The organism is Streptomyces sp. NPDC021225, assembly GCF_044332865.1.
Lineage (GTDB): Bacteria > Actinomycetota > Actinomycetes > Streptomycetales > Streptomycetaceae > Streptomyces.
On the sequence record NZ_JBIRPV010000006.1, the window covers coordinates 143,116 to 168,873 of the forward strand.

Consider the following 25,758-nt stretch of genomic DNA (forward strand, 5'->3'; position numbering starts at 1 on the left):
AGGAGGAGCACATGTGCCTGGCGGTACCCGGCCGGGTGGTCGGCATCGAGGAGCGCGACGGCACGCCGATGGCGCGGGTCGACTTCGGCGGCGTGGTCAAGGACGTCTGCCTCGCCTATCTGCCGGAGATCGAGGTCGGTGACTACGCGATCGTCCACGTCGGCTTCGCGATCCAGCGGCTCGACGAGGAGTCGGCCCTGGCCACCCTCCGGCTCTTCGAACACATCGGCGCAATGGACGAGGAGTTCGGCGATGCCTGGGCACGCGCGGCGGCCGAGGCGGGAAGGGCACCCGAGGAGGAGAACCGGTGAAGTACATCGACGAGTTCCAGGACCCTGAGCTGGCCAGACGACTCCTGGACGACATCGCCCGGACGGTCACCCGGCCGTGGGCCATGATGGAGATCTGCGGCGGCCAGACCCACTCGATCATCCGCCACGGCATCGACCAGCTGCTGCCCGAGAACATCGAGCTGATCCACGGACCGGGCTGTCCGGTCTGCGTCACTCCGCTGGAGATGATCGACAAGGCGCTGGCGATCGCCTCCCGCCCGGACGTGGTCTTCTGCTCGTTCGGCGACATGCTCCGGGTACCGGGAAGCGACCGCGACCTGTTCCGGGTCAAGAGCGACGGCGGCGACGTCCGTGTCGTGTACTCACCGCTGGACGCGCTGCGGATCGCCCGGCGGACCCCGGACAAACAGGTGGTGTTCTTCGGCGTCGGCTTCGAGACCACCGCGCCCGCCAACGCCATGACGGTCCACCAGGCCAAACGCCTCGGCGTCCGCAACTTCAGCCTGCTGGTCTCGCACGTCCGGGTGCCACCGGCCATCGAAGCGATCATGCGGTCCCCGGACTGCCGCGTACAGGCCTTCCTCGCCGCCGGGCACGTATGCAGCGTGATGGGCACCGGCGAATACCCGGGCCTCGCCGACACCTACAAGGTGCCCATTGTGGTCACCGGATTCGAGCCGCTGGACATCCTGGAAGGCATCCGACGGGTGGTCCGCCAACTCGAACGAGGCGAACACCACGTCGAGAACGCCTACCCACGCGCCGTGCGCGAGGGAGGCAACCCGGCCGCCCTGAGCGTGCTCGGAGAGGTGTTCACCACCACCGATCGCGCCTGGCGCGGCATCGGCACCATTCCGGACAGCGGCTGGCGGCTGTCGGACGCCTACCGTGACCACGACGCCGAGTATCGGTTCGACATCACCGGCCTGGCCGTCGACGAGTCCGCCGCGTGCCGCAGCGGTGAGGTGCTTCAGGGCCTGATCAAGCCGCATGAGTGCGCTGCCTTCGGTGCCGCCTGCACCCCCCGCACACCGCTCGGAGCCACCATGGTCTCCAGCGAGGGCGCCTGCGCCGCCTACTACCTGTACCGCCGCCTGGCCACGCCCCGCATGACGGAGGAGACGACTTCCGTTGACTGACATCACCGACACCACCGGAGCCACCGGGTGGTCCTGTCCGGTCCCGCTGCGCGACCACCCGGTGGTGGTGATGGGCCACGGCGGCGGGGGAGCACTCTCGGCGGAACTGACCCGGCACCTCTTCCTCCCGGCCTATGGAAGTCAGGCGCTGGGAGAACTCACCGACTCGGCCGCCCTCACACTCGGCGCCGCCCGGCTGGCCTTCTCGACCGACTCGTATGTCGTCCGCCCGCTGTTCTTCCCCGGCGGCGGCATCGGGGATCTCGCCGTCAATGGCACCGTCAACGACCTCGCCATGAGCGGAGCCGTTCCCGCGTACCTGTCCTGCGCGTTCATCCTCGAGGAGGGGACGGAACTGGCCACCGTCGGCCGGGTCGCCCAGACGATCGGCGCCGCCGCTCGAGCGGCAGACGTCACCGTGGTCACCGGTGACACCAAGGTGGTCGACTCCGGCCACGGCGACGGGGTGTACATCACCACGGCCGGCGTCGGGCTGATCCCCGATGGCGTGGACATCCGTCCGCAGCGCGCCCGGCCCGGCGACGTGGTGATCGTCAGCGGCCCGGTCGGCCTGCACGGCATCGCCATCCTCAGCGTCCGCGAAGGGCTGGCGTTCGGTACCGAGGTGGCCAGTGACACCGCGCCGCTGACCGGACTGGTCCAGGCGATGCTCGCGGTCACCCCCGAGATCCATGTGCTGCGCGACCCGACCCGGGGCGGCCTGGCCGCCGCGCTCAACGAGATCGCGGCAGCCTCGCACACCGGCGTCGTCCTCGACGAGCGAGCGGTGCCCGTTCCGGAGGCGGTGGCGACCGCCTGCGCACTCCTGGGACTGGACCCGATGTACGTGGCCAATGAGGGCTGCCTGGTGGCCTTCGTGCCCAGGCACCACGCGGACGGGGTAGTGGACGCGATGCACGCGCACCCTCTGGGACGTGAGGCCGCGGTGATCGGCGAATGCGTGGCCGAACACCCCGGGACGGTCGTGGCCCGCACCGGCCTCGGCGGCACCCGGATCGTGGACCTGCCGCTCGGCGAGCAACTGCCCAGGATCTGTTGAGCCGCGAGCGGGGCGGCGAAGATCAGCCCTCCACCGGCGGTCCGGCATACGGGATGGTGTCCGGCGGCAGACGGGGTCAGGCTGGATGGTGGGAGACGGGAGATCGCGATGACGAGTCCGCAGGGGCGTCGGCCGGTCGTGGTGGGCGTCGACCCGGACCCGACCAGGCGGATTGCGCTTGCCTGGGCCGTGGACGAGGCGGCGCGGCGCCGGTCGCCGCTGTGGCTGGTGCATGCCCAGGGTGTTCCGACCGGGGGATACCGGTCGAGGGAGGTGCGGCCGTCCTGGGAGGAGTGGAACCAGGTGCTGCACTCGGCTGGTGACCAGGTGCTCCGGGAGGCGGTTGCCTTCGCCGAATCGCGGCGTCCCGAGGTGGAGGTGTCCGCGCTGCTGGCTGAGGGGAATCCGGCGTGGGTCCTGCGTGAACGGGCGAGGGACGCCACGGTGGTCGTGCTCGGCTCCTGGCATTTGAGCACCAGGCAGGAACTGTTCACTTCCGCCTCGGTGGCGCTGCCGGTTATCGCCCATGCGCCCTGCCCGGTCATCGTGGTGCCGGAACCGGAGCACATCACACAGCGCCCGCTGTACATGGTGGTCGGCGTGGACGGTAGCGCGCACTCCGCCGCGGCGGTCGACTTCGCGTTCGGGGAGGCCGCCTTGCGTGGTGCCGTCCTGCGGGCGATCTGTGTGTGGGACCCTCCGCTGATCGGTGTCCTGGACGAGCAGGCGGCGCTGCGGGAGTGCCGCCGGGTGCTCTCCGAGACGGTCGCCGGGCGTACCGCGCTCCACCCGGAGGTGGAGCTGCACCACGAGGTGGTCAAGGGCCATCCGGTGGAGGTGCTGACCGAGGCGTCCGCCCACTCGGTCGGTCTGGTGGTGGGGACGCGGGGGCGTGGCGGGTTCGCGGGCATGCTGCTGGGTTCGGTGAGTCAGGGCGTGCTGCACCATGCGCGGTGCCCGGTCCTCGCCGTCCCGGGGTGATCAGGGCTGGATGTCGAGCAGGTGGCGGGTCGGGCGTCGTGGCGTTTTGGGGCCCGGCGGGCCGTAGCCGAGGCGCAGCACCATGTGGACGTGTCCCGTCCCGGCCACCGGGTCGCGCAGCGGCCAGCGCAGGTCGGGCCACTCCAGGGCCTGGGCGATGAACGAGCTGGACAGCCCTTCGAGCGTCGCGGCCAGCAGGACACGTTCCATGGCCTGCCCCGCGCACAGCCAGTCCTTCGGCTCGTCGCCCGGGGTGGCCAGCAGCGCCAACTGAGGGGAGCTTTCGAAGTCGGCGGCCTCGCGGCCGGGGACCGGTTGGCCGCCCGCGAAGTCCCGCACCGGGGCCCTGCCGCCGCGTCGGCGGGGCCCGAAGGCGTAGGGCGGTACGCCTTCGTCGGCGGACCGCGGAGTCTGGTCGGAGAGCCGGGTCCAGTGGGTGAGGTCCTCGGCGCTGCCGCGGTCGGTGAGGTTGCGCGCCTCGGCCTCCAGGGCCAGGTCCAGCACCGTCTGGAGATGCCATCCGGAGGCGAAGGACAGCGAGACGCCCTCGGTCTCGGCCGCCTTGCGGAGGGTGGCGCGCACGGTTTCGGGGATTTCGGTCTCGGCGAAGGGGGAGCGGCTGGTGTGCCGGGTGTGGATGGCCGGGTACAGGGCGCCCGGATCGTCTTCGTCGCCGAGGAGGCCGGTCAGTGATACGGCGGCGAGCAGGGTCGGGTCGTCGGGGTCGGGCAGCAGCCGGGTCGTCGGATGCCGGCCCGCGTGGGCGGCCGCGACGCGCAGGTTCATCAGGGCGGCGCCGCAGCCCAGGTGGAGGGCGCGGAGGTCCGCGTCGGAGTGCGGCAGGGTTCTCGTCAGGTCCGCGATCACGAGGAAGAGGCCTTCGCCGCGGAAGTACCGGAAGCGCCAGGGCTGTGCGTTGTGCATCGACGGGGCGGCCGCGGCGTCGCGCGCCAGCGTCGTCGCCGCCCCGTCGGAGAGCGGGTGTCCGGTGTGGTGAACATGGGCGTCCGGTCCGGGGAACACGAGGGAGACCCGTCCGGAATCCGACCAGCGCACGTCGTAGGGAGGCGTTCCGTCCGCGTGGTGGACTCCGACGATCTCGCCGTCGCGCCTGGTCGCACCGGTGGTCGGGCTTTCGATGATCAGTTGGTCGCCGATATGGGCACGCATCGGCATCCCCGCCTCTCCGGCCTTCTGTCTTCTGCCTTCGTCCAGAGTTTCACGGTCGGCGATGGATGGCATGGGCGGAATGTCCTCGTGTGGGTACCCGATGGCTCTCATGCCGGGCCGAGTGGCCGGTGAGCGGGACCGTGCGACTCATGTGGTGGCGGTCGTGGGCTGCGAGGCTGGCAGCGAGTCCGAAGGGAGTCGGGACATGCACCACAGGACGGTCGGGGAACTCATGACCCGCAACGTGGTCCGGGCGCCACGCGAGATGCCGTTCAAGGAGATCGTGGAGCTGCTGGCGGAGAACGACGTCACCGCCGTGCCGGTTGTGGACGACTCCGGCCACCCGATCGGTGTCGTGTCAGAGGCCGATCTGCTGCGCAAGTCCTCCGGCCAGGCCGATCCGTCCGGTCGGGTGGCGATCCCGCACCTGGAGGCGTGGGAGCGCGCGAAGACCGAGGGAACGAGGGCGGAGGAGCTGATGTCGGCCCCGGCGGTGTGCGCGCGTCCGGAGTGGAGTGTGGTCGAGGCGGCCCGTCTGATGGCCGTCCAGGGCGTCAAGCGGCTGCCGGTGGTCGACGAGACCGACCAGTTGCTGGGCATCATCAGCCGCGCCGATCTCTTGCGGATCTTCCTGCGCCATGACGACGCGATCCGTGAGGAGATCGAGCGCGACGTGCTGCGCCGGACGTTGCGCCTGGCCCCCTCGGCGGTGACGGTCGACGTACGGGAGGGCGAGGTCACCCTGCGCGGCTCGGTGGAGTTCAGGAGTCTGGTCCCCATCATCGAGCGGCTGTGCCGGAGTGTGGACGGGGTGGTCTCGGTCACCGAGCACATCGCCTATGGGACCGATGACACGCAGGGGCCCGCCGCCGCCACATAAGACGTGGGCGGCTGGTATCGAGCGGCTGTGCGGGAGACGGAGCAACGCCATGGAGGAACAAGTCGTCACCGTGGGCCTCGACGGCTCGCCGGAGAGCCTCGCCGCCGCCCGCTGGGCCGCCGACGAGGCGGAGCGGCGCGAACTCGCGCTGCGTCTGCTGCACGCGTGGATTCTGTTGTCCCCGCCCACGCCCGACAGCCCCGCGGCGGATGACCAGAACTACTGGGCGAAGCGGATCGTGCACGACGCACACATGGAGCTCGGCCGCCGCCACCCGGATCTGCCCATCGCGGAGGAGATGGTCGCGGAGGAGGCCGAGACCGCCCTGCTCGACGCGGCGGCGCGGTCCCGGATGCTGGTGCTCGGGTCGCGGGGGATGGAGCCCTTGGCGAGCTTCTTCCTCGGCGACATCAGCCTCTACGTGGTCGGGCGGGCCGAGCGGCCGGTGGTCCTGGTGCGCGCGGGGGAGGCGGCGGAGGAACGGCCGTCCGAGGTCCGCGAGCGGGAGGTGGTGGTCGGACTGAGCCTGCACGGCCCCCAGGACAACCTGCTGGAGTTCGCGTATGTCACCGCGTTCACCCGCGGTGTCCCGTTGCGTGCCGTCCATGGCAGGGGCCTGCCGGTCCAGGCGTTCGTTCCGTGGGGTGTGGACCCCGGCATCGCCAGGGACGTCGCCGAGAAGGCGCAGCGGGAACTGGATGAGGTGCTGCGGCCGTGGCGGGAGAGGTTTCCGCGCGTGCGGGTGATCGACGAGGTGCGGCTCGAGAGCCCGGCGCAGGCCGTCGTACGGGCGGCCTCCGGCAGTGGGCTGCTGATCATCGGCCGGCGCAGACACCGGGCCGCCCTGGCGCCCCGGCTCGGCCCGGTGGTGCAGGCGGCCGTGCACCACGCCACGTGCCCGGTCGCCGTGGTCCCCCACGAATGAGGGGGCAGGGACCCCAATCCCGGAATCCGGCCACGAGCTGTGTCCTTACGGGTCAGCCCCTGATCCACGGGTCCGGACCCGGAGCGCGGCTGTCGCGTCGGAGCGGACCGACGTCTCAGCGCCGTTCCGGTACGACGGCGACCGGACACGCACAGTGGTGCAGTACGGCATGGCTGACCCGGCCGAGCTGCAGACCGGTGTGGTCCGGGCGGCGGAGGGCCCCGACCACCAGCAGATCCGCGCGCTCCGACATGCCCAGCAGAACCTGGTGCGCGCGTCCCTCGACCACATCGCGGTGGCACGTGATCTCGCGATGTTCGCGTTCGACCTGGTCCAGGACCTCGTTGAGGATGCTCGTCGCCTGCTCTTCGTAGAGCAGGGTGGTGGCCTCGTGTGCCAACAGCGTCCGGCCCGCGTGCCGCTCCGCCGGGCACAGCCAGGTCCGTACGGCGTGTACTTCGGCGTTCCGCGCCCGTGCCTCACGGAAGGCGAAGTGTGCCGCAGCCAGGCCCTCCGAGGGGTCGCCGACCGCGAGGACGACGCGCCCGAAGGCCCCCTCGCGGTTCCGCTCCCCGCCACGGACCACGATCACCGGGCACATGGCGCGGGCCGCCACCGCCAGGCTGACCGACCCCAGGAGCGAGCCGGCGAGCTCTCCTCTGCCCCGAGAGCCCGTGACCACGGCGAACGCTTCACGGCCCGCCGCCAGCAGCGCCGTCACGGTGTCTTCGGCCAGCGCTTCACCACACGCCTTGACGTCGGGGTCGCGCAGCGTCGCACGTTCCGTGGCGGACGCCGCGATCTGTTCGGCCAGGATCTCCCCGGAGGAGCGGCCGGTGGCGAAGACGGGGAAGCCCCCCTCGTACCGCTCCCAACGAGAGGCATGGACCAGGCGCAGGGGCAACCCGTGGCGGGCAGCCTCGTCCACGGCCCAGTCCACCGCCTGGAGACTGGATTCCGATCCATCGACACCCACGACCAGCGAGAGCGACATCATGCCCACCGCCTTCCTGCGACCTCGGGTACCCCTGTGTCCACGGTGGCACCGGCGGGTCTCGCGCGGGTGGGCGGGTCGGCCCCGGACCGGGAACGGTCGGCCCCGGCCCTCCGGGCCGCGGGGCGGCCGCGTTCGACGGAACACCCGCCGCCGCAGGTGGCGGTGCGTCCGGTGGGACACTGGCCGCATGGGCGACCGCGGCTTTGGCCGGACGCACTGCGGCGACGCGGTGCACGCGCTGCTCGCCGACGGCAGCACCGTCGAGATACGCGCCGCCAGGCCCCAGGACCGGGACGAAGTGCTGCGCATGCACCACGAGATGTCACCGGAGGACCTGCGGCTGCGGTTCTTCGCGGCCAATCCGAGCTACGCGGACGAGGCGGCGGCACGCATCTGCGCACCAGCACGCCCCGGCTACCGCGCGCTGCTCGCCGTGGCACAGGAGCGGGTGGTCGGTGCGGCGGAGTACACCACCCTCCCCGCGGCCCCCGGCGAGCCGGTGTCGGCCGAAATGGCCCTGGCCGTCGCCGAGGGCCGCCACGGGCAGGGAATCGGCACCCTGCTGCTGGAACACCTCGTCCACACGGCCAGGGACGCGGGGGTCTCGGCCTTCACCGCCGAGGCGCTCGCCGAGAACCACGCCGTCCTGAAGGTCTTCGCCGATCTGGGCCTGCGCACCTCCCGCCACTTCGACGGCACCGATGTGCGCTGCACCGTGCACCTGGAGGAGGACGAGCGCTATCTGTCGGCGGTGGACCGCCGCGGCCGGATCGCCGACGTGGCCAGCCTGCGGCCAGTGCTGCGGCCGCGCTCGGTAGCCGTCGTCGGAGCGGGACGCCGTCCCGGGTCGGTGGGGCGGGCGGTGCTCGGCAACCTCCGCGCCGGGGGATTCGCCGGAGCCCTGTACGCGGTCAACCCGCACACTGATGTCATCGAGGGAACGCCGGCCCGCCCGACGGTGGCGGCCCTTCCCCTGGCCCCGGAACTCGTCGTGCTCTGCGTGCCCGCACCCGCCGTCCCCAGGACGGCCGAGGAGTGCGGCGTCCGGGGGGTTCGGGTGCTGGTCGTCCTGACGGCCGGCCTCGACGCGGCCCAGGCCGAGGCGCTCCTCACCACCTGCCGCCGCTACGGGATGCGGCTGGTGGGCCCCAACTGCCTGGGCATCGCCAACACGGCCGACGAGGTGCGCCTCAACGCCACCTTCGCCGCGCACCCGCCGCTGCCCGGGTCGGCGGGGGTCGCCGTGCAGTCCGGAGGGGTGGGCATCGCGCTGCTCGAGCGGCTTCGCCGCCTGGGCGTGGGCATCTCCAGCTTCGTCTCGCTCGGCGACAAGTACGACGTCAGCGGCAACGACATGCTCCAGTGGTGGGAGTCCGACCACGGCACCCGCCTGGCCGTCCTCCACCTGGAGTCCTTCGGCAACCCCCGGGCCTTCTCCCGCACCGCCCGACGGGTCGCCCGTGGCATGCCGGTCCTCACCGTGGACGCGGGCCGCTCGGACGCCGGACGGCGCGCCGCCGCCTCACACACCGCCGCCGCGGCCACCCCCACCATGACCCGTCGTGCCCTGTTCGCCCAGGCCGGGATCATCGCCACCCGGAGCATCGCCGAACTGACCGACACCGCGGCCCTGCTGTACGCCCAGCCGTCGCCCGCCGGAGCCGATGTCGCGGTGGTCAGTAACGCGGGAGGCGCCGGAGTGCTCGCCGCCGACGCCTGCGTCGAGGCGGGGCTGAGCGTCCCCGCCCTCGATACCGTCCTGGCCGGTGAACTCCGCACGCTCCTGCCGCCCGGGGCGGCCACCGCCAACCCCGTGGACACCACGGCCGCGGTGACCGCCGACCGGCTGCGCGCCTGCGTGGACCGGCTCGCCGCACACGGCGCCGTCGACGCGGTGCTGGTGGTCCTGGTCCCCACCGCGCTGGCCACCGGCACCGACCAGGACCCGCTGCTCGCCCTCACCGGCACACCGGGCCGGCACCCCCGGCCGGTCGCCGCGGTCCTCCTCGACCAGGAGGCCCCCGTACGACTGCTCGCGAGCACCGACGACCGCGCCGTCCCGGCCTACGCCGAGCCGCAGTCGGCCGCCCGAGCCCTCACCCACGCCGTCCGCTATGCCCGCTGGCGCGCCGAACCGCCGGGCACCGTACCGCCGCTGTCCGGGATCGACACCGTCGGCGCCACGGCCATCGTGGCGGAACACCTCACCCGCCACCCCGACGGCGGCTGGCTCGACCCCCGCGCCTGCGCCGCCCTGCTCGACCGCTACCACATCCCCCAACTGCCCTGGGCCTGGGCCGAGGACGAGGACAGCGCCGCCGAGGCCGTCCGCCACCTCGCCGAGGAGAACACCCGGATCGCTCTCAAGGCGTACTGGCCCGGGCTGGTGCACAAGAGCGACCAGGGAGCGCTGCGACTCGAACTCGAGGGAGCGGAAGCGGTCCGCGACGCCTACCGGGACCTGCGGGAACGCTTCCGGGACCGCATGACCGGCGCGCTGGTGCAGCCGATGGCGCGCCGTGGCACCGAGTTGTTCGCCGGCGTCGTGCAGGACGAGGTGTTCGGCCCGTTGGTGCTCTTCGGCCTCGGGGGCACCGCCACCGACCTGCTCGCCGACCACGCCGCCAGGCTCGCGCCGCTCACCGACCGCGATGTGCACACCCTCATGACCTCCCCGCGCTGCGCCCCGCTGCTCTTCGGCTACCGGGGCGGCGGGGCCGTGGACCTGGAGCGGCTGGAGCAACTGCTGCTGCGGTTGTCCCGGATGGCCTGCGACCTCCCGCAACTCGCCGAGGCGGACCTCAACCCGGTGGTCGCCCGGCCCGAGGGCGTGGTGGCGCTCGATGTCAGGCTGCGGATCCTGCCCCGTCATGCACACGACCCCTACCTGCGTCGGCTGCGCGCGGCCGGAGCCCGGCGGGGGACCTGAACACCGGGCCCCGGGAGGCAGGGTGCAGATCTGTCATGCCTGCTGCGGGACGACGGCGACCGGGCAGTCGGCGTGTTGCAGTACGGAGTGGCTCACCCGCCCGAGCTGTAGACCAGTGTGTCCATGACGTCGGAGCGCGCCGACCACCAGCAGATCGGCGTCGGCGGACGCGGCGAGCAGGACCCTGTGCGCGGGCCCCTCGACCGTGGCCCGACGCGGGGCGGTGCCGCCCTCGTCTGCCTTGACCTGGTTCAAGGCGTCGTCGAGTATCCGGGCGGCCTGCTCCTCGTGCACATGGTCCGTATCGTCCAGATGTCTCCCGGCCGGTCGCCGCCAGGCCCGTACCGCGTGCAGTTCGCAGCCCCGCGCCCGGGCTTCACCGAGGGCGAACCGTGCAGCTGCCGAGTCTTCGGCGCGGTCGCCGACCGCCAGCACCACCCGGCCGAAGCCTCCACGGAGATTCCGTTCCGCACCGCGGACCACGATCACCGGGCACAGCGCGCGGGCCGCCACCGCCAGGCTCACCGAGCCCAGCAGCATTCCGGACAGCTCGCTTCTGCCGCGGTTGCCCGTGATCACGGCGAATGCCGCGCGGCCCTTGTCCAGCAGGGCGCTCACGGCGTCATCGGGCCGCACCTCGCCGGACACCTTGACGTCGGGGTCGCGCAGCCGGGCGCGCTCCGCGCAGGAGGCGATGATGTGGTCGGCCATCACCTCCCCGGCGGGGCGGTCGGCACTGAACGACGGGAGGTTTCCCTCGTAGCGTTCCCATCGGGCCGTGTGGACCAGGCGCAGGGTCAGTCCCCGGTGCGCCGCCTCGTCCACGGCCCAGTCCACCGCCCGCAGACTGGAGTCCGATCCGTCGACACCCACGACCAGCGGGAACTCCATCCTTCCCACCGCCTCTCCTGCGACTGACTCGTTTCCTGTGGCCGATCCGGTCCCGGTACTTCTATGGTCACCGTGACACCGCGCGCGGCCCACTCGGGATGAGTGGGAAGCGGTCCGGCGGCCGAGAGAAGATGGTGAAGGCACGGCTTCTTTTTTGGTGCCTCTCTACAAACCTGTAGATTCTGTTTCCTCCTCATTTGGCGGGCAGTACTGGCAAGGAGATACAGATGGCGCTGTGGGACCGCATCAAGGACTCGGCCCAGACGATGCAGGCCCAGCTCACGGCGAAGAAGAACGAGTTGCGGAGCGGGGCGTTCCGGGACGCGAGCATGGCGATGTGCGCCCTGGTGGCGGCGGCGGACGGGACGATCGACCCGTCCGAGCGACAGCGCGTCGCCCAGCTCATCGCCACCAACGACGTGCTCCAGAACTTTCCCCCGGGCGATCTGCACCGCCGCTTCGAGGAACACCTCGACCAGCTCACCGAGGACTTCCCTCTCGGCAAGGTGAGCGCCATGCAGGAGATCGGCAAGGCGAAGAAGAAGCCGGCGGAGGCGCGAGCCGTCATCCAGATCGGCATCGTCATCGGCTGTGCCGACGGACACTTCGACGACAGTGAGCGGACCGTCGTCCGCGAGGCCTGCTCGGCCCTCGACATCCCTCCGGCCGAGTTCGACCTGCACCGCGCTCTCCGCGTTCCCCGCCCGTACCGGGCCCTGGACGAACTCCCGCGGCTGTCCGAAGACCGATTGCCGCCGCGAGCGGAATCCGGTACGGAACAGGCGGCGCGCCCCGAGGCCGCCATCCCCGACGACGACCTTCAGGTCTTTCTCAAGGCGCTGGCCAGCACGACGCGTCAGCGGCTCTTCGCGCACTTCGCCGGTGGGGAGGAGCTGACGGTCGGCGAGGTCGCCGAGCGTGCCGGACTCGGCCCGTCGACCACCTCCGAGCATCTCGCGGTCCTCCGCCGCGGCGGCCTGCTCCAGTCAACGCGCACCGGCAAGTTGGTCCGCTACCGCGCCGACGAGGAGGGCATCGCCGAACTGCTCGGCCAGCTCCATTCCTACCTCCTCGCCCCGGCGGAACCGCAGGGCACGCGCGCTTCCCGGGGCTGAAGGCGATGCCGTGACGTCGTCGACGGTCCCTGTGCCGACGGTCGGACCGGTGGAATGCGCCATACTTGGTGATATGTCCATATAGTGCGTTCACCCGACAGGGAAGGTATGGGCGGATGACGAACAACGGCCAAGTGGCGCTCGCTTTCACCAGCGGCTATCTCCTCGGACGCGGTCATCGGATGCGCTCGGCACTCGCCCTCGCCGGTCTGACCGCAGGCAGGCGGCTCGTAGCGGGCCGGGGTGCGATGGGGCCGGCGCAGGTGAGCTCCTCCGAGCTCGGCAAACTGAGCCACGAGGTGCGCGACCAGATCGTGGCGGCCGGTCGGTCGGCGGCCATGTCGGCGGCCAGTCATCGTATCGACGCGCTGAGTGACCGGCTGGAGCGGCAGGCCGAGGCGCTGCGCTCCGGCTCCGACGGCCACACGGGGGACGGCCACAGGGAGGGCGGCCGCAAGGAGAGCGGGGAAGCCGGGGAGTCGAAGGCGCGGGACGAGGAGCGCGGAGGCGAGCGGAGATCCGGTCGCGAGGAGCGCTCCCGCGGCGGCGAGCAGGAGACCAGGCACAAGAGGACGGCCGACCGTCCGGAGCGGCCCCGGAGGAGGGCCGACGCCGGAGGATCCGAGCGGCGGGACCGGGGGTGAGGACATGGCCGAGCGACCGGACGGCCACCGTGCTCACGGCGCGCTCTCCACGCTGACCAAGGAGCTGCCCACCGAGCGTCTGATGCAGGAGACGCAGAATCTGCTCACCGCGCTCGGCGAGCGCGCCGTGAGCACGGTCACCCACCTCGGGGAAGGTGGCGGCGTCGGGTTCAAGGTGCCGGTGAAGCCGCTGCTCAAGGCGGGTGCGCGGCAGCTCGCGGAGAAGGCGAAGGAGAAGGTCACGGAGGCAGTGCCGGGCCTCGGCGGGGGCGGTGGCGGCGGCAAGGGCAAGAAGTTCAAGGTCACCAACATCGTTGAGCAGATCGACGTGGGTGTCCCGGTCTCGGTCGCCTACAACCAGTGGACGCGGTTCGAGGACTTCCCCAGCTTCATGAAGAAGGTGGAGGACGTCGAGCAGCGGTCCGAGGCGGAGGTCGACTGGAAGGCCCAGATCTTCCTCTCGCACCGCAAGTGGCAAGCCGAGATCGTCGACCAGGTGCCGGACGAGCACATCGTCTGGCGGTCCCGCGGCCAGAAGGGCCATGTGGACGGTGCGGTCACCTTCCACGAGGTGGCCCCGAACCTCACCCGGATCCTGCTCGTCCTCCAGTACCACCCGCAGGGCTTCTTCGAGCACACCGGCAACCTCTGGCGGGCCCAGGGCCGCCGGGCGCGCCTGGAGCTGAAGCACTACCGCAGGCATGTCATGTCCGAGGTGCTGCTGCATCCCGACGAGGTCGACGGCTGGCGTGGCGAGATCCATGACGGCGAGGTCGTCCCGGCCGAGGGTGAGGAGCGCGAGGGCGAGGAGCCCAGGGACGAGTACGACGAAGAGGAAGACGAGCGCGAGAGCGAGGACGCGTACGCCGAAGAGGAGGAAGCGGAAGGCGAGTACGAGGAGGAGGACGAGGACGAGGCGCCCCGGCGGCGCTCGCGCCGCTGACGGACCCCCGCCCCGGAACGGGTGAGCGTGGTGACCGTAGCAAGTCAGCAAGGCCATTATCTGGACCGGCCCTCCGCCAGCGGTCTGGCCGACGTGGTCGGCGTGATCCTGGACAAGGGACTGGTCATCGACGTCTATGTCCGGGTGTCGCTGGTAGGCATCGAGCTGCTGACGATCGACGCCCGCATCGTCATCGCCAGCGTCGACACCTATCTCAAGTTCGCCGAGGCGACGAGCCGGCTCGACATCGCCCGCAGCGGGACCGAGACCCGCGGTCTGCCGGGTCTGATGGACGAGATGCGCGAGGGCGGCGCACGCCAGAAGACCAAGGGTGCCCTGGAGGGCGTCAAGGAGAAGGTCAGCGACCTTCTCGAGCCCGCGGAGGACGAGGAGGACGAGGAGGACGAGTACGCCGAGGCCGAGGAGCGGCCCCGGCGCCGGAGGAGCCGGACCAGTGACAGGGAGCGCGAGCCATGATGGCCGGGGACGGACCTGCCTGCTACGTGTACGGGGTGATACCCGACGAAGGGGGCGACAAGGCGGTCAAGGACCTGCCCGCCGTCGGCGCCCCGGACTCCCCGGTGACCTTCGTCAGGGACCGCGGGCTGGCCGCGGCGGTGAGTGAGGTGCCCACGGAACAGCCGCTCGGTACCCCGGACGACCTGCGCGCCCACGCCCAGGTGCTGGACACCCTGGCAGCCTCGGGCCTGCCCGTGCTGCCGCTGCGGTTCGGCACGGTGGTGCGGGACGAGCGAGCGGTGACCGAGGAGCTGCTGACCGAGGGCCATGACGACTTCACCTGGGCACTCGACCGGCTCCGGGGCAGCGCCCAGTTCACCCTCCGGGCCCGCTATGTCCAGGACGAGGTGTTGCGCGAGGTGCTGGACGAACACGTCGAGGCCAGGCGGCTGCGGGAGGAGCTGGAAGGGCTGCCGGAGGACGCCGGATACGACCTGCGCATCCAGCTGGGGCAGCTGGTCGTGGAGGCCGTCGGCGCCAAGCGGGAGGTGGACGCCCGGGAGATCGAGCAGCGGGTCGCGCCGTTCGCGCTCGCGGTGGCGACCTCCGAGCCGGAGTCCGCCGAAGGGGTCGTGAACGCCGCCTTCCTGATCGAGGACAAGCAGCGCGGGGCGTTCGAGCAGGCGGCGGAGCAGCTGGCCCGGCAGTGGAACGGCCGGGTCCGGCTGCGGCTGCTGGGGCCGCTGGCGCCGTACGACTTCGTGGCCGACGCGCTGCGCCGGGTGGAGGAAGGCGGCTAGCCATGGGCCTGTTGACCGGGCTGCTGACCCTTCCGCTCGCCCCGGTGCGCGGCGTCGCATGGATCGCCGAGCAGGTGCGACAGGAGGCCCTCCGGGAGCTCTACGACCCGACGGTGATCCATGAGCGCTTGGAGGCGGTCGCGGAGGCCCGCGAGTCGGGGGAGCTGTCCGAGGACGAGGCGGCGGAGCTGGAGAGCGAGCTGGTCGGCCGGCTGATGCGGGGCGGACCCCCGGCCGGGGGCCTGGAGGTATGAGCCGTGGCCCGTGCGGAACGGGACGACCGCGATCGGCGCGACGACCGCCGTGACGACCGCCGTGACGACGCCCGTGACCGGCGCGAGACCCACACCCGGGAGCGCCCGCGGCGCCCGGCGCGGCCGGCGATGGACGCCCGCGAGGCCGCCCGGAGCGCCGTGCGCCAGGTGGGGGAGCTCACCGGGGCGGAGCCCGAAGGGGTGGTCTCGCTGGAGCGAGGCGAGGAGGGCTGGCGGGTCGGCGTCGAGGTGGTGGAGATCCACCGGATCCCGGACACCACCGACGTGCTCGCCCTCTACCAGGTCACCGTGGACGACCACGGCGATCTCGTCTCCTACCGCCGGGCCAGGCGCTACTCCCGGTGTCAGTCGGAGGAGGGTGGCGGATGAGTGAGAACTTCGGCCAGGCCGGCGGGAACGTGCCGAGCCGACGAGTTGGCGCCACCCGCGAGCCCGCCCGCCACGAGCCCGCCAACCTGGCCGACATCCTCGAGCGCGTGCTCGACAAGGGGATCGTCATCGCGGGGGACATCCGGATCAACCTGCTGGACATCGAACTGCTCACGATCAAGATCCGGCTGCTGGTGGCCTCGGTCGACCGGGCCCGTGAGATGGGCATCGACTGGTGGGAGCACGACCCCACGCTCTCCTCCGGCGCCCGCGACGTCCTGGAGGAGAACGAACGGCTGCGGCGGCGGCTCGGGGAGCTTGAGAGCGGCCGCGGCGAGCGGCGGGAGGTGCAGCGGGAGCCCGAGGAGCGCGAGGATCGGGAGGAAGCAGGAGGGGAGGAGCGGTGACCGGGCCCGAGGCCACCTGGCTCTACGCGGTGACGTCCCCCGAGGCGGTCGGCGGTGGTGTGCCCGCCGACGTCACCGGCGTGGCGGGCGAGCCGGTGCGCGTGGTCGAGGGCGCGGGGCTCGCGGCCGTGGTCGGTTCCGTACCCCTGGCCGACTTCGACGAGCGGGCGCTGCGCGCGCACCTGGAGGACCTGCGCTGGCTGGAGCGGACGGCCCGCGCCCACCACCGGGTCATCGACGCGGCCGCCGACCGGGGCCACGTCGTTCCGCTGCGCTTCGCGACGCTCTACCACGACGACCACCGGGTCCGCGCCATGCTGGAGGCACGGCGGGCGGACTTCGCCTCCGCGCTGCGCCGGGTGGCCGGGCGGACCGAGTGGGGCGTGAAGGCGTACATTGACCCTCGGGCGTTTCTCCCGGACCCGGCCGAGAGCGCGGCCGGGGGTGCGGCCGGGGGCGGGCAGCGGCCCGGTGCCGCCTATCTCGCGCGCCGCCGTGCCGAGCGGCAGGATCAGGACACGGCCCATCTGCGCGCCACCGAGTGGGCGGAGGAGATCCACGCGACCCTGGCCCGGCTGTCGGCCGCGACCGCCGAACACCCGCCGCAGGACGCGGCGCTCGCCGCGTACGAGGGGTGGATGGTGCTCAACAACTCCTACCTGGTGCCGGACGACCGCACCGACGAGTTCACCGCCGAGGTCACAGCGCTCGGCGAGCGCTACCCCGAGATCGATCTGGAGGTCAGCGGCCCGTGGCCGCCGTACTCGTTCACGGCGCTGCCGCGACCGGATGTGGAGGAGCCGTGACACGCGCGATCGAACGGCGCGAGGTGGCCCTGGTGGACCTGCTGGACCGGGTGCTGGCCGGAGGGGTCGTGATCAGCGGAGAGATCACCCTGTGCATCGCCGACATCGATCTCGTGCGCATCTCCCTCCGGGCGCTGATCGCTTCCGTACGCGTGGAAGCCGAAGATGACGACCGACCGCGGGCCTGACGACCGCCGGCCGCCCGACCACCGCCGCCACGACGAACGCCGCCCCGGCGACCCGCGGCGCATCACCGTGGACCCGGAGTCGGTGCGGCGCAGCCTGGCGGGCCTGGTGCTGACCATCGTGGAGCTGCTGCGCCAGCTGATGGAGCGCCAGGCGCTGCGCCGGGTCGACCAGGGCGACATCAGCGACGAGCAGATCGAGGAGCTGGGGCTGACCCTCATGGCCCTGGAGGAGAACATGGCCGAGCTGCGTGAACACTTCGGCCTGACCCAGGACGACCTGAACATCGACCTCGGCCCGCTGGGCCCGTTGCTTCCCCGCGACTAGGGGTAACGCGTACCGCGGCATCAGCGCCGCTCCTTGCGCGAGCGGTGGAAAAGCCAGACCGCGGGTACGAACCAGCAGCTCACGAACCACACCAGGGCCACGGCCGCCAGCCAGAACGCGGTCACATCGGACACGACGACGCGCAGGATCAGCAGCAGCGCCGACTCCACGGTGCACAGCAGCAGCACGAGTCCGGCCACGGTGAAGCGCGCCGCCACATGGACCGTCTCCGGCTTCAGCCGGCGCCCGGTGACGATCCGGTGCAAGGAGACCGGTGCGATCAACGCTCCGGTGGCCGCCGCGCCCAGCAGGACGGTCACGACGTAGATGGTCCGATCCGAGTGTCCCAGGCTCTGAAAGCGCGGGGTGAAGGCGACCGTGAGCAGGAAGGCGAACAGAATCTGCATGCCCGTCTGCGTCACTCGCACTTCCTGGAGCAGCTCGGCCCACCTGCGGTCGGCCCGCTCCTCCCGGGTCTCGACGCGACCGGACGGTTGCTCACGGCCGTCATGCCCCGACGCTTCGCCGTCGTCATGCATCACGCGCGCTCCTCACCCAACCGCCCTTCCCCACGGGCACCACCTCATGCGAGCCCATACGGGTGGACGGCGAGGCGGGCCGCCGATTCCAGTATCTGGGCGTGGACGAACGCCTGGGGCAGATTGCCGCGCGGGGACGGCGTCCGGAGGGGTTTGGCTAGCCGCGTGTCAGCGGCCGAGCGCCTTCGCCAACTGCTCCTTGTTCATATGGGAGCGGCCCTCGATGCCGCGGTGCTTGGCCTCGTTGTACAGCTGGTCACGCGTGGGGCCCCTGGCTCCGCTGTGCGACCGCTGTCCGCCCCGCTCCGGCGCGGACTTCGGGTCCCGCGTGGAGGTCCTGCTGGCGGTCTTCGCCTCGCCGGCTCGGGCACGTTCCTTGTTGACGGTACGAGCGGCGATCTCCTTGGCCCGGGAGGTGGGCGTACCACGCTCTTCCTGGCTCTCCTTGATGTGCTCGTACTGGCGTTCCCGCTTGCGGCTGGATCCTGAAGGCATTGTTCGGCCTCTCCTTCCCGAGCATGCTGAACTCCACGTTCAACCCTAAGGCGCAGGACTGTTTCACCGCAGTGCGGCGGCCACCGGGGCATCCGCCCACTGCTGAAACTTGGCCGGGACCCGCCCGGGCAGGATCTTGCCAAGATTCTGGACTTGCTGGTCCATTTTTGGATCTCTACGGTGCACAACGTCGACGCCCAAGGTGGGGCTCGGCGACTGCTCACGGAGAGGCAATCCCCATGCACGCGATCCACATCCAGAACCACGGCGGCCCGGAGGTCATGACCTGGACCGAATTTCCCGATCCGGTGCCCGGCCCCGGTGAAGCGCTGGTCCGGCTCGGTGCCGCAGGGGTCAATTACATGGACGTGGGCGCCCGGTCGGTGGGCGGCCCGGGCTGGGCGGCTCCGACGATTTTGGGTGTCGAGGGCATGGGGTACGTGACCGCGGTCGGTGCCGGGGTCGACGATCTGGCCGTCGGCGACCGGGTGGCCTGGTTCTACCACGTGGGCAGCTATGCGGATGTGCTGGCCATTCCCGTGGACTCGCTGGTGAAGGTCCCGGACGACGTGCCGGACGAGACCGCGGCCGCCGTAATGATGCAGGGACTGACCGCGAATCACTTCACCACCGAGACGTACGCGATCAAGCCCGGGGACACGGCCGTTGTGCACGCCGCGGCCGGTGGGGTGGGTCTGCTGCTGACGCAGATGATCAAGGCTCGGGGCGGCCAGGTGATCGGCCTGGTCTCCCGGGAGGAGAAGGTGGCGGTGGCCGAGGAGGCCGGCGCCGACCACGTCCTGGTGTCGGCCGGGGACGGCTTCGAGGACCGGGTGAGGGAGCTGACGGGCGGCGAGGGCGCGCACGTGGTGTACGACGGGGGCGGCACCGCCACGTTCCGGTCTTCGCAGCTGTCCCTACGGCTGCACGGTGTGCACGCCTATTACGGACCCTTCATGGGGATCCCGTCGATCTCCGTGACCGATCTGCCGAAGAGCATTCTGCTGACCTATCCGGTCGTGCACCACCACGTTCCCACCCGGGAAGCCCTGGTCGAGCGAAGCTCCGAGGTTTTCGACATGGTCAGGAAGGGCCAGGTCACCCCACGCATCGGAGCCCGCTATGCCCTCTCGGAAGCCGCGCGGGCACACGCGGACCTCGAGTCCCGCCGGACCACCGGGAAACTGCTGCTGATTCCCTGAACACACATGTAGGGTCCCTTCCGCCACCGGAGAAACCGCAGAAAGTTCGACACCGGGAGGGTCTTGTGCCGTTGACGCGCAAGGGCGCCGCTACGAAGCAGCGCATCATCGAAGGCACCGCCTCGGCGATCCGGCGGCACGGCGTGTTCGCCATGACCCTCGACGACGTCATAGCGTGTACGGCGACCAGCAAGAGCCAGCTGTTCCACTACTTCCCCGGCGGGAAGGAGGAACTGCTGCTGGCCGTGGCCCGTCACGAGGCGGCCCGAGTGATCAGCGACCAGCAGCCGGAGCTCTCCACCCTCACGTCATGGCCCGCCTGGCAGGACTGGCGCGACAAAGTGGTCTCCCGCTATCGCGAGCAGGGCAGGGACTGTCCGCTCCATGTGGCGATCTCGCAGGCCGGGTCGGCCACGGAAGGCGCGCAGGCCGTGGCCACGGAGCTGCTCGAGAAGTGGCAACACGAGTTGGCCGCGGGCATCCGGCACATGCAGGACATCGGTGAGGTGGACGCCGATCTGGACACCGACAACAGCGCGGCGGCGCTTCTGGCCGGCATCCAGGGCGGAGTGTTGATCTTCATGTCGACGGGTCGTCTGACACATCTCGAGGCCGCCCTGGACCAGGGCATCGCTTCCCTGCGATGCAGGGCCGCTTCCTGAGGGTTGCCGTGTGCGGCTGACGGCCTCTGTTCATCGCAGGGTGAGCGGCGTCTCGGATTCGACGCGGGTCAGTTTCTCGGGGTTGCGGACGTAGTAGAGGCCGGTGATGCGGTCGTCCTCGACGCGGGCCGCCATGACGCCGTCGATCTCGCCGTCCAGGCGGAAGACGAGCCCCGGGTTGCCGTTGACCGTGGTCGGACCGACGGTGACCGTGGCAGTGGTCCTGCCGAGGCCGCCGGTCAGGAAACGGATCACCTTCTCGGCGCCGATGACCGGTCGCAGCGCGGCCTGCTTGATGCCACCGCCGTCGTTGACGACGACGATCTCGGGTGCGAGCACGTCGAGCAGCCCCTGGAGGTCCCTGGTTTCCAGTGCCTGCCGGAACGCCTCCAGAGCCGCCCGGGTCCGGCTCGCGGAGACCACCGCGCGGGGGCGGCGGGCGTCGATGTGCCGGCGGGCGCGGTGGGCGATCTGGCGGACGGCGGCGGGGCTCTTGTCGACGGCGGCCGCGATCTCGTCGTAACCGATGCCGAAGGCCTCGCGCAGGACGAAGACGGCGCGCTCGGTCGGCGACAGGGTTTCGAGGACGAGCATGAGCGCCATCGACACGCTCTCGGCGAGTTCGACGTCGTCGGCCACGTCCGGCGTGGTGAGCAACGGCTCGGGCAGCCAGGGGCCGACGTATGCCTCCTTGCGGCGTTTCATGGTGCGCAGTCGGTTGAGTGACTGCCGGGTGGTGATGCGGACCAGGTAGGCGCGCTGGTCGAGTACCTGGTCCTGGTCGACGTCGACCCAGCGCAGCCAGGTCTCCTGGAGGACGTCCTCGGCGTCGGCCGCCGAGCCGAGCATCTCGTAGGCGACGGTGAAGAGCAGGTTGCGATGGGTGACGAACGCCTCGGTCGCCGGACCGGCGGCGTGGTCGCTCATGTCCCGTCCTGGGGTGCCGGAGGCCGTCAAGCGTGCATCCACAGCAAGATCCTTTCTCTCCTCGAATGTACTCGGTGGCCGGCCGCCGACGCGTGGCCTAGCCGGCCTGTCCAGCGGTGGCCGACGCCTGGCCGCGCTTGGTCCGCAGCACCTGGTGGCGCTTGTCGTCCTTGAACTGCCAGGTGAACGAACCGGGCTTGCGCGCCTCGTCCGCCAGTTCCTTGACGACGCCCTTGCAGGCGCGCTCCTTGATCCCTGCGGCGAGGCGCCCGCCGATGGAGTACTTGTTGGCGGTGTCGTCCTTGGAGGAGAGCTGTACGGTGGCGGCGCGACGGCCCAGGGCGATGCACTGGCCGAAGACGCCCACGTTGATGGCTGCGGGCCGCGCATCCGCGATCCGGGCCAGCACGGTGTCGGCGGCGTGCGCTCCCAGCGGACGCGCGGTCTGGCAGCTCATGCGCAGCGGCAGGTCCGACGGTGCCGCCGAATCCCCGGCCGCGACGATGCGTACGTCGTCCACGCTCGTCAACGTTTCGTCGGTGAGCAGGCGGCCGGCGGCGTCGGTGCTCAGCCCGCTGTGCTTGGCCAGGTCCGGCACGCCGAACCCGGCGGTCCAGACGGTCACCGCGCTCGGCAGCGTGTGGCCGCCGCTGAGCCGCACGGTGTCGCGGGTCACCGCGGTCACCTTGGTGTTGGGGCCTTCGAGCACGGTCACACCGAGCTTGGCCAGCCGCCTGGCCACCGAGCGCCGAACCCGCGGATGCAGATACGGGCCCAGCGCCCCGCCGCACACCAGGGTCACCCGGCGGCCGTGTTCGGCCAGTTCGGCGGCGGTCTCGATACCGGTCGAACCGGCGCCCACCACCGCCACCGCGGCCGTCGCGGGCGCGGCGTCGACGGCCGTCCGCAGCCGCTGCGCCTCCTCCAGGGTGGCGACCGGGTAGCCGAACTCGGCCGCTCCGGGCACGCCCGGGTCGGCGCTGCCACTGCCCACCGCGTAGATCAGGTAGTCGTAGCCGACCGCGCCGCCGCTCGCCATCGTCACACCGCGCCCGGGGGCGTCGATCCGCGTCACGGTGTCGACCACCAGCAGGACGCGCTCGTGCAGGACCTCCCGGTAGTCGACGACCGCCGCGTGGGACCCGCCCACCACCTGGTGCAGGCGAACCCGCTCGACAAAGGTCGAACGCGGGTTGATCAGCGTCACTGCCACGTCGTCGCGCTGCGTCAGGCGATTGGCCGCCAGGACGCCGGCGTATCCGCCGCCGATCACGACCACTTCGGTGTTGCCAGTCACGGTGTCTCCTCGGTCTCTTCGGGGTTCGGCCTCAAGACACCGCGTGTTCGGTCATTGTGACAGCATGTGAGGCAGATCACTCCGTCAGAGGCGGCTTCGGCGACTCGGCCGCGGCGAGGCGCAGGATCGGATCGAGCAGGCCGGGGAAGCGGTCGCCCAGATCGTCGGCGCGGAGCCGGATCCGCCGGTGTCTGCCGTCGACGGTCATGCTGATCAGCCCGGCCTCGCGCATGATCCGCCAGTGGTTGGACAGCGTCGACACCGGCACGTCCAGGCCGTCGGCGAGCGCGGAACAGGTCGACTCGGGATGACCCAGGGCCCGCCGCGCCAATTCCAGGCGCACCGGATCGCCGAGTGCGTGCAGCAGCGGCGCGAGGGTCAATGACTCGCGTGCGGGCTGGGGTAGCGGTCGCATGCCTCCACGGTATCCCAACGTTCGACAGTTCGGGATTATGGAACTATCTTCCCGGGGTGCACCCGCACCATCGGAGGGGAACAACTGTGGCCTTGAGGATTCGATCGAGCCGGGCGGCGTTGCTGACAGTGGCCTGCCTGGGGCAGTTCATGGTGCTGCTCGACAGCACCATCGTGGGCGCGGCGCTGCCCGATATGCAGCTGCGATTGCACACCCAGTTGAACGGTCTGCAATGGATCGTCGACGCCTATGTGCTGCTGGTCGCCATGCTGTTGCTGTCCGGCGGTGTGTTCGCCGACCGCTTCGGCCGCAAGCGGGTGTTCCTGGCCGGCGTCGTGGTGTTCACCGTCGCGTCCGGGATGTGCGCCGCCGCACCGTCGATCGGGTGGCTGATCGTGGGACGGGTGGCGCAGGGCATCGGGGCCGCGGCGCTGAGCCCCGCCTCGCTGGCCCTGCTCGCCGCCGCCTACCCCGTTCCGCAGGAACGAGTCAAGGCGATCGGGCTGTGGGCCGGATTCAGCGGAATCGGCCTGGCCGCCGGGCCGTTGGCAGGCGGCATTCTGGTGGATGCCTTCGGCTGGCCCGCCATCTTCCTCGTCAACGCGCCGATCGGCGCGGTCCTGCTGCTGGCCGGTCTGCGCGTCCTGGGCGAGTCCCGCAATCCGGACGCGCCGGCGATCGACATCCCGGGGACGGTCCTGTCCGTCCTGGGAGTCGGGGCGCTGGCCTACGGGCTGATCGAGGGCGGTTCCCTCGGCTGGACCTCGCCGGTGATCCTGGGCAGCTTCGCCGCCGCGGTGGTGATCCTCGCCGTCTTCGTCGCCGTCGAAGGACGTAGTTCGACGCCGATGCTGCCGCTGCGGCTGTTCCGGCAGCGACTGTTCACGGTGTCCAACACGGCCATGGTCGTGGTGGGTTTCGCGCTCATGGGTTCCTCCTTCTTCTTCTCCCAGTTCTTCGTGTACGTCCAGGGCAGCTCGGTTCTGCTCGCCGGCCTGGAGACCCTGCCCGCCTCCCTCGCCATGGTGATCGTCAGCCCGTATGCGGGCCGGTTGGCCGCGAAGTACGGCTTCCGGATCGTGGTCACCACCGGTCTGGCCCTGGCCGGGCTTGGGCTGCTGGCCCTGGGCTCCGTGCACGCGGACACCGGCTACGGGAATGTGTGGTGGCGGCTGGCGATTGTCGGCATCGGTTTCGCTCTGACCATGTCCCCGCTGACCGGCGCTGCCATCCAGGCGGTCAGCCCGCAGGAGGGCGGCCTCGCGTCGGGCATCAGCAGCACCACCCGGCAGATCGGTGCGGTGCTCGGTGTGGCGGTGCTCGGAGCCATCGTCCGCACCCGGGAAGCGGACGGCGCGTCGTTCGAGGCCGGCCTCAACAGCGCCTTCGTCGCGGCCGGCGCCGTCACGATGGCCGGCGCCGTGTTCACCGGCCTGTGGCTGGTGAAGTCCGAGCCCGCGTCGCGGTCTTCCACGCCACCGCAGCGCGACGGAAGCCGCAGTCGCACATCACTGTGAAGCCGATCACACCATGTCACAGCCGAGGGAGGAGTGGTGTCCGGTGGGCATGACGAACTCGCAGCAGACCTCGGTGTTGATCACCGGAGGCAACAAGGGACTCGGTTTCGAAGCGGCCCGGCGCCTCGGCGAACTGGGCTGGACGGTGTTTCTCGGCTCGCGTGACGAGAGCCGAGGACGGGAGGCCGCCGACAAACTGACCGCCGGTGGCGTGAACGTGGTCATGGTCCCGCTGGACGTGACCTCGGACGAGTCGGTGGCCGACGCGGTACGGCTCGTCCACGAGCACACCGACCGCCTGGATGTGCTCATCAACAACGCGGGCGCGCCCGGACACATCGTCGCGCCCGCGGACGCGACGGCCGACGAAATCCATTCCGTCTACGACACCAACGTCTACGGCCCGATCCGGGTGACGCATGCGTTCCTGCCGCTGCTGCGGGCGGCGGAGCAGCCGCGGGTGGTGATGGTGTCCAGCGGTGGCGGCTCCTTCGCGGTCGTGACCGATCCGGACCAGCCGGTCTCGAAGATGCACGAGCTCGCCTACAGCTCGTCGAAAGCGGCGCTGAACATGATTACCGTCCGGTATGCCCAGGCGCTCCCGGAGATCAAGTTCAACGTCGCCACCCCCGGAGAAGTCGCCAACCGTAAGTTCGCCGCCACCGATATGAACCACCACACCGGCCAGCTCACCGTCACCGAGGGCACCGACTCGATCGTCAGGCTCGCGACGCTCGACGCCGACGGGCCGACCGGGACCTTCATCGACCGCCTCGGTCCGGTCGCCTGGTGACCGTCGTTGCGGTGCGGCCCGCTTGATGCCGCCGCTGTGGGCTCAGCCGATATGTGCCGGTGTCCGCAGGACTCGGTCGTGGCCGACCTGGCGGACCGGTCCGGTGAGGTGGAGGCGTGAGCAGCCCGTCAACTGGGTCACGGGGCGGGGGAGCCGGGCCACCGGGTCGGCGGTGTAGAGCTGTACGACCTCGGCGCCCGCGCGGTCGCCGGTGTTACGGACGACGCAGCTGATCTCCACCTCGCCGTCGGTGACCATCTCCTCGGAGCTCACGGGCAGGTCGTCATACGCGAAGGTGGTGTACGACAGGCCGTG

The 25,758-nt window shown here is 71.1% G+C and carries 31 protein-coding genes and 1 pseudogene; 23 read left to right on the forward strand and 9 right to left on the reverse strand.

Annotated elements, in window-relative coordinates; genetic code table 11:
- The first annotated feature begins 11 nt into the window (after positions 1–11).
- The 4 genes from ACH4S9_RS26600 (at position 12) to ACH4S9_RS26615 (ending at position 3,473) form a co-directional block, all read left to right on the forward strand.
- Positions 12–311, forward strand: coding sequence for a HypC/HybG/HupF family hydrogenase formation chaperone (locus ACH4S9_RS26600; RefSeq protein ID WP_398374096.1), 300 nt, complete (start codon positions 12–14; stop codon positions 309–311).
- Positions 308–1,432, forward strand: coding sequence for a hydrogenase formation protein HypD (hypD, locus tag ACH4S9_RS26605; protein WP_398374097.1), 1,125 nt, complete (start codon positions 308–310; stop codon positions 1,430–1,432). The genes ACH4S9_RS26600 and hypD overlap by 4 nt, the downstream gene beginning before the upstream one ends.
- 70 nt (positions 1,433–1,502) lie before the next feature.
- On the forward strand, positions 1,503–2,492 hold the full coding sequence (gene hypE, locus ACH4S9_RS26610) for a hydrogenase expression/formation protein HypE (protein WP_385340232.1): 990 nt from the start codon (positions 1,503–1,505) through the stop codon (positions 2,490–2,492).
- A 108-nt stretch (positions 2,493–2,600) separates the two neighbouring features.
- On the forward strand, positions 2,601–3,473 hold the full coding sequence (locus ACH4S9_RS26615) for a universal stress protein (RefSeq protein ID WP_385340195.1): 873 nt from the start codon (positions 2,601–2,603) through the stop codon (positions 3,471–3,473).
- On the opposite strand, the gene ACH4S9_RS26620 is transcribed toward ACH4S9_RS26615, so the two are convergent.
- Positions 3,474–4,754 (reverse strand): Acg family FMN-binding oxidoreductase, encoded by a 1,281-nt coding sequence (locus ACH4S9_RS26620; RefSeq protein ID WP_398374098.1) that lies wholly within the window; start codon positions 4,752–4,754, stop codon positions 3,474–3,476.
- 94 nt (positions 4,755–4,848) lie between these two features.
- Here ACH4S9_RS26620 and ACH4S9_RS26625 point away from each other — a divergent pair, with 94 nt between their 5' ends.
- On the forward strand, positions 4,849–5,523 hold the full coding sequence (locus ACH4S9_RS26625; protein ID WP_398374099.1) for a CBS domain-containing protein: 675 nt from the start codon (positions 4,849–4,851) through the stop codon (positions 5,521–5,523).
- A gap of 49 nt (positions 5,524–5,572) precedes the next feature.
- Positions 5,573–6,448: a universal stress protein gene (locus ACH4S9_RS26630; protein ID WP_385340189.1), complete on the forward strand. Its 876-nt coding sequence runs from the start codon at positions 5,573–5,575 to the stop codon at positions 6,446–6,448.
- 115 nt (positions 6,449–6,563) lie between these two features.
- On the opposite strand, the gene ACH4S9_RS26635 is transcribed toward ACH4S9_RS26630, so the two are convergent.
- Positions 6,564–7,442 (reverse strand): universal stress protein, encoded by an 879-nt coding sequence (locus ACH4S9_RS26635; protein WP_358843815.1) that lies wholly within the window; start codon positions 7,440–7,442, stop codon positions 6,564–6,566.
- Between the two features lie 190 nt (positions 7,443–7,632).
- Between ACH4S9_RS26635 and ACH4S9_RS26640 the strand changes: the two genes are divergently transcribed.
- On the forward strand, positions 7,633–10,374 hold the full coding sequence (locus tag ACH4S9_RS26640) for a GNAT family N-acetyltransferase (protein WP_398374100.1): 2,742 nt from the start codon (positions 7,633–7,635) through the stop codon (positions 10,372–10,374).
- A 33-nt stretch (positions 10,375–10,407) separates the two neighbouring features.
- Here ACH4S9_RS26640 and ACH4S9_RS26645 read toward each other — a convergent pair whose 3' ends face one another.
- The gene (locus ACH4S9_RS26645; RefSeq protein WP_398374435.1) at positions 10,408–11,265 is read right to left on the reverse strand and encodes a universal stress protein; all 858 of its coding nucleotides are present in this window, start codon (positions 11,263–11,265) and stop codon (positions 10,408–10,410) included.
- A 227-nt stretch (positions 11,266–11,492) separates the two neighbouring features.
- On the opposite strand from ACH4S9_RS26645, the pseudogene ACH4S9_RS26650 reads away from it, so the two are divergent.
- The 12 genes and pseudogenes from ACH4S9_RS26650 to ACH4S9_RS26705 form a co-directional block, all read left to right on the forward strand.
- Positions 11,493–11,945, forward strand: a pseudogene (locus tag ACH4S9_RS26650) (tellurite resistance TerB family protein); the annotation flags it as partial.
- Positions 11,946–12,014: 69 nt separating this feature from the next.
- On the forward strand, positions 12,015–12,380 hold the full coding sequence (locus ACH4S9_RS26655; RefSeq protein ID WP_385340228.1) for an ArsR/SmtB family transcription factor: 366 nt from the start codon (positions 12,015–12,017) through the stop codon (positions 12,378–12,380).
- A gap of 116 nt (positions 12,381–12,496) precedes the next feature.
- Positions 12,497–13,024, forward strand: coding sequence for a hypothetical protein (locus ACH4S9_RS26660; protein ID WP_385340186.1), 528 nt, complete (start codon positions 12,497–12,499; stop codon positions 13,022–13,024).
- A gap of 4 nt (positions 13,025–13,028) precedes the next feature.
- Positions 13,029–13,967 carry an SRPBCC family protein gene (locus tag ACH4S9_RS26665; protein ID WP_398374101.1) on the forward strand — a complete coding sequence of 313 codons (939 nt, stop codon included), beginning with the start codon at positions 13,029–13,031 and terminating at the stop codon, positions 13,965–13,967.
- Between the two features lie 30 nt (positions 13,968–13,997).
- Positions 13,998–14,444 (forward strand): gas vesicle protein GvpJ, encoded by a 447-nt coding sequence (gene gvpJ / locus ACH4S9_RS26670; protein ID WP_398374102.1) that lies wholly within the window; start codon positions 13,998–14,000, stop codon positions 14,442–14,444.
- A complete protein-coding gene (locus ACH4S9_RS26675) occupies positions 14,441–15,226 on the forward strand; it encodes a GvpL/GvpF family gas vesicle protein (protein WP_398374103.1) in 786 nt (261 codons plus the stop codon). The genes gvpJ and ACH4S9_RS26675 overlap by 4 nt, the downstream gene beginning before the upstream one ends.
- 2 nt (positions 15,227–15,228) lie before the next feature.
- Complete coding sequence (locus ACH4S9_RS26680) at positions 15,229–15,480, forward strand: gas vesicle protein GvpG (RefSeq protein WP_398374104.1); 252 nt, start codon at positions 15,229–15,231, stop codon at positions 15,478–15,480.
- A gap of 3 nt (positions 15,481–15,483) precedes the next feature.
- Positions 15,484–15,870 carry a gas vesicle protein GvpO gene (gvpO, locus tag ACH4S9_RS26685; protein WP_398374105.1) on the forward strand — a complete coding sequence of 129 codons (387 nt, stop codon included), beginning with the start codon at positions 15,484–15,486 and terminating at the stop codon, positions 15,868–15,870.
- Complete coding sequence (locus tag ACH4S9_RS26690) at positions 15,867–16,277, forward strand: gas vesicle protein (protein ID WP_311721971.1); 411 nt, start codon at positions 15,867–15,869, stop codon at positions 16,275–16,277. The genes gvpO and ACH4S9_RS26690 overlap by 4 nt, the downstream gene beginning before the upstream one ends.
- Positions 16,274–17,083, forward strand: a complete 810-nt coding sequence (locus ACH4S9_RS26695) for a GvpL/GvpF family gas vesicle protein (protein ID WP_398374106.1) — start codon at positions 16,274–16,276, stop codon at positions 17,081–17,083. Before ACH4S9_RS26690 ends, ACH4S9_RS26695 begins: the two co-directional genes overlap by 4 nt.
- Positions 17,080–17,271 (forward strand): gas vesicle protein, encoded by a 192-nt coding sequence (locus tag ACH4S9_RS26700; protein WP_358843710.1) that lies wholly within the window; start codon positions 17,080–17,082, stop codon positions 17,269–17,271. The genes ACH4S9_RS26695 and ACH4S9_RS26700 overlap by 4 nt, the downstream gene beginning before the upstream one ends.
- Positions 17,249–17,596 carry a gas vesicle protein K gene (locus tag ACH4S9_RS26705; RefSeq protein ID WP_358843709.1) on the forward strand — a complete coding sequence of 116 codons (348 nt, stop codon included), beginning with the start codon at positions 17,249–17,251 and terminating at the stop codon, positions 17,594–17,596. The genes ACH4S9_RS26700 and ACH4S9_RS26705 overlap by 23 nt, the downstream gene beginning before the upstream one ends.
- 20 nt (positions 17,597–17,616) lie before the next feature.
- Here ACH4S9_RS26705 and ACH4S9_RS26710 read toward each other — a convergent pair whose 3' ends face one another.
- Both ACH4S9_RS26710 and ACH4S9_RS26715 read right to left on the reverse strand, forming a co-directional pair.
- Positions 17,617–18,135, reverse strand: a complete 519-nt coding sequence (locus ACH4S9_RS26710) for a DUF6328 family protein (RefSeq protein ID WP_398374107.1) — start codon at positions 18,133–18,135, stop codon at positions 17,617–17,619.
- Between the two features lie 168 nt (positions 18,136–18,303).
- Positions 18,304–18,630 carry a plasmid stabilization protein gene (locus tag ACH4S9_RS26715; RefSeq protein WP_385340181.1) on the reverse strand — a complete coding sequence of 109 codons (327 nt, stop codon included), beginning with the start codon at positions 18,628–18,630 and terminating at the stop codon, positions 18,304–18,306.
- A gap of 239 nt (positions 18,631–18,869) precedes the next feature.
- Here ACH4S9_RS26715 and ACH4S9_RS26720 point away from each other — a divergent pair, with 239 nt between their 5' ends.
- On the forward strand, positions 18,870–19,832 hold the full coding sequence (locus ACH4S9_RS26720) for a quinone oxidoreductase family protein (RefSeq protein WP_385340179.1): 963 nt from the start codon (positions 18,870–18,872) through the stop codon (positions 19,830–19,832).
- Positions 19,833–19,897: 65 nt separating this feature from the next.
- Positions 19,898–20,494 carry a TetR/AcrR family transcriptional regulator gene (locus ACH4S9_RS26725; protein WP_385340177.1) on the forward strand — a complete coding sequence of 199 codons (597 nt, stop codon included), beginning with the start codon at positions 19,898–19,900 and terminating at the stop codon, positions 20,492–20,494.
- A gap of 30 nt (positions 20,495–20,524) precedes the next feature.
- Here ACH4S9_RS26725 and ACH4S9_RS26730 read toward each other — a convergent pair whose 3' ends face one another.
- The 3 genes from ACH4S9_RS26730 to ACH4S9_RS26740 form a co-directional block, all read right to left on the reverse strand.
- On the reverse strand, positions 20,525–21,421 hold the full coding sequence (locus ACH4S9_RS26730) for an RNA polymerase sigma-70 factor (RefSeq protein WP_311721980.1): 897 nt from the start codon (positions 21,419–21,421) through the stop codon (positions 20,525–20,527).
- Positions 21,422–21,518: 97 nt separating this feature from the next.
- A complete protein-coding gene (locus ACH4S9_RS26735) occupies positions 21,519–22,718 on the reverse strand; it encodes an NAD(P)/FAD-dependent oxidoreductase (protein WP_398374108.1) in 1,200 nt (399 codons plus the stop codon).
- A 76-nt stretch (positions 22,719–22,794) separates the two neighbouring features.
- On the reverse strand, positions 22,795–23,133 hold the full coding sequence (locus ACH4S9_RS26740; protein WP_361182361.1) for a helix-turn-helix domain-containing protein: 339 nt from the start codon (positions 23,131–23,133) through the stop codon (positions 22,795–22,797).
- Between the two features lie 86 nt (positions 23,134–23,219).
- Between ACH4S9_RS26740 and ACH4S9_RS26745 the strand changes: the two genes are divergently transcribed.
- Entirely contained in the window at positions 23,220–24,650 is a 1,431-nt protein-coding gene (locus tag ACH4S9_RS26745; protein WP_398374109.1) for a DHA2 family efflux MFS transporter permease subunit, read from the forward strand.
- 49 nt (positions 24,651–24,699) lie between these two features.
- A complete protein-coding gene (locus ACH4S9_RS26750; RefSeq protein WP_385340169.1) occupies positions 24,700–25,443 on the forward strand; it encodes an SDR family oxidoreductase in 744 nt (247 codons plus the stop codon).
- A 42-nt stretch (positions 25,444–25,485) separates the two neighbouring features.
- On the opposite strand, the gene ACH4S9_RS26755 is transcribed toward ACH4S9_RS26750, so the two are convergent.
- The gene (locus ACH4S9_RS26755; protein WP_385340167.1) at positions 25,486–25,716 is read right to left on the reverse strand and encodes a fibronectin type III-like domain-contianing protein; all 231 of its coding nucleotides are present in this window, start codon (positions 25,714–25,716) and stop codon (positions 25,486–25,488) included.
- Positions 25,717–25,758 lie beyond the last annotated feature (42 nt).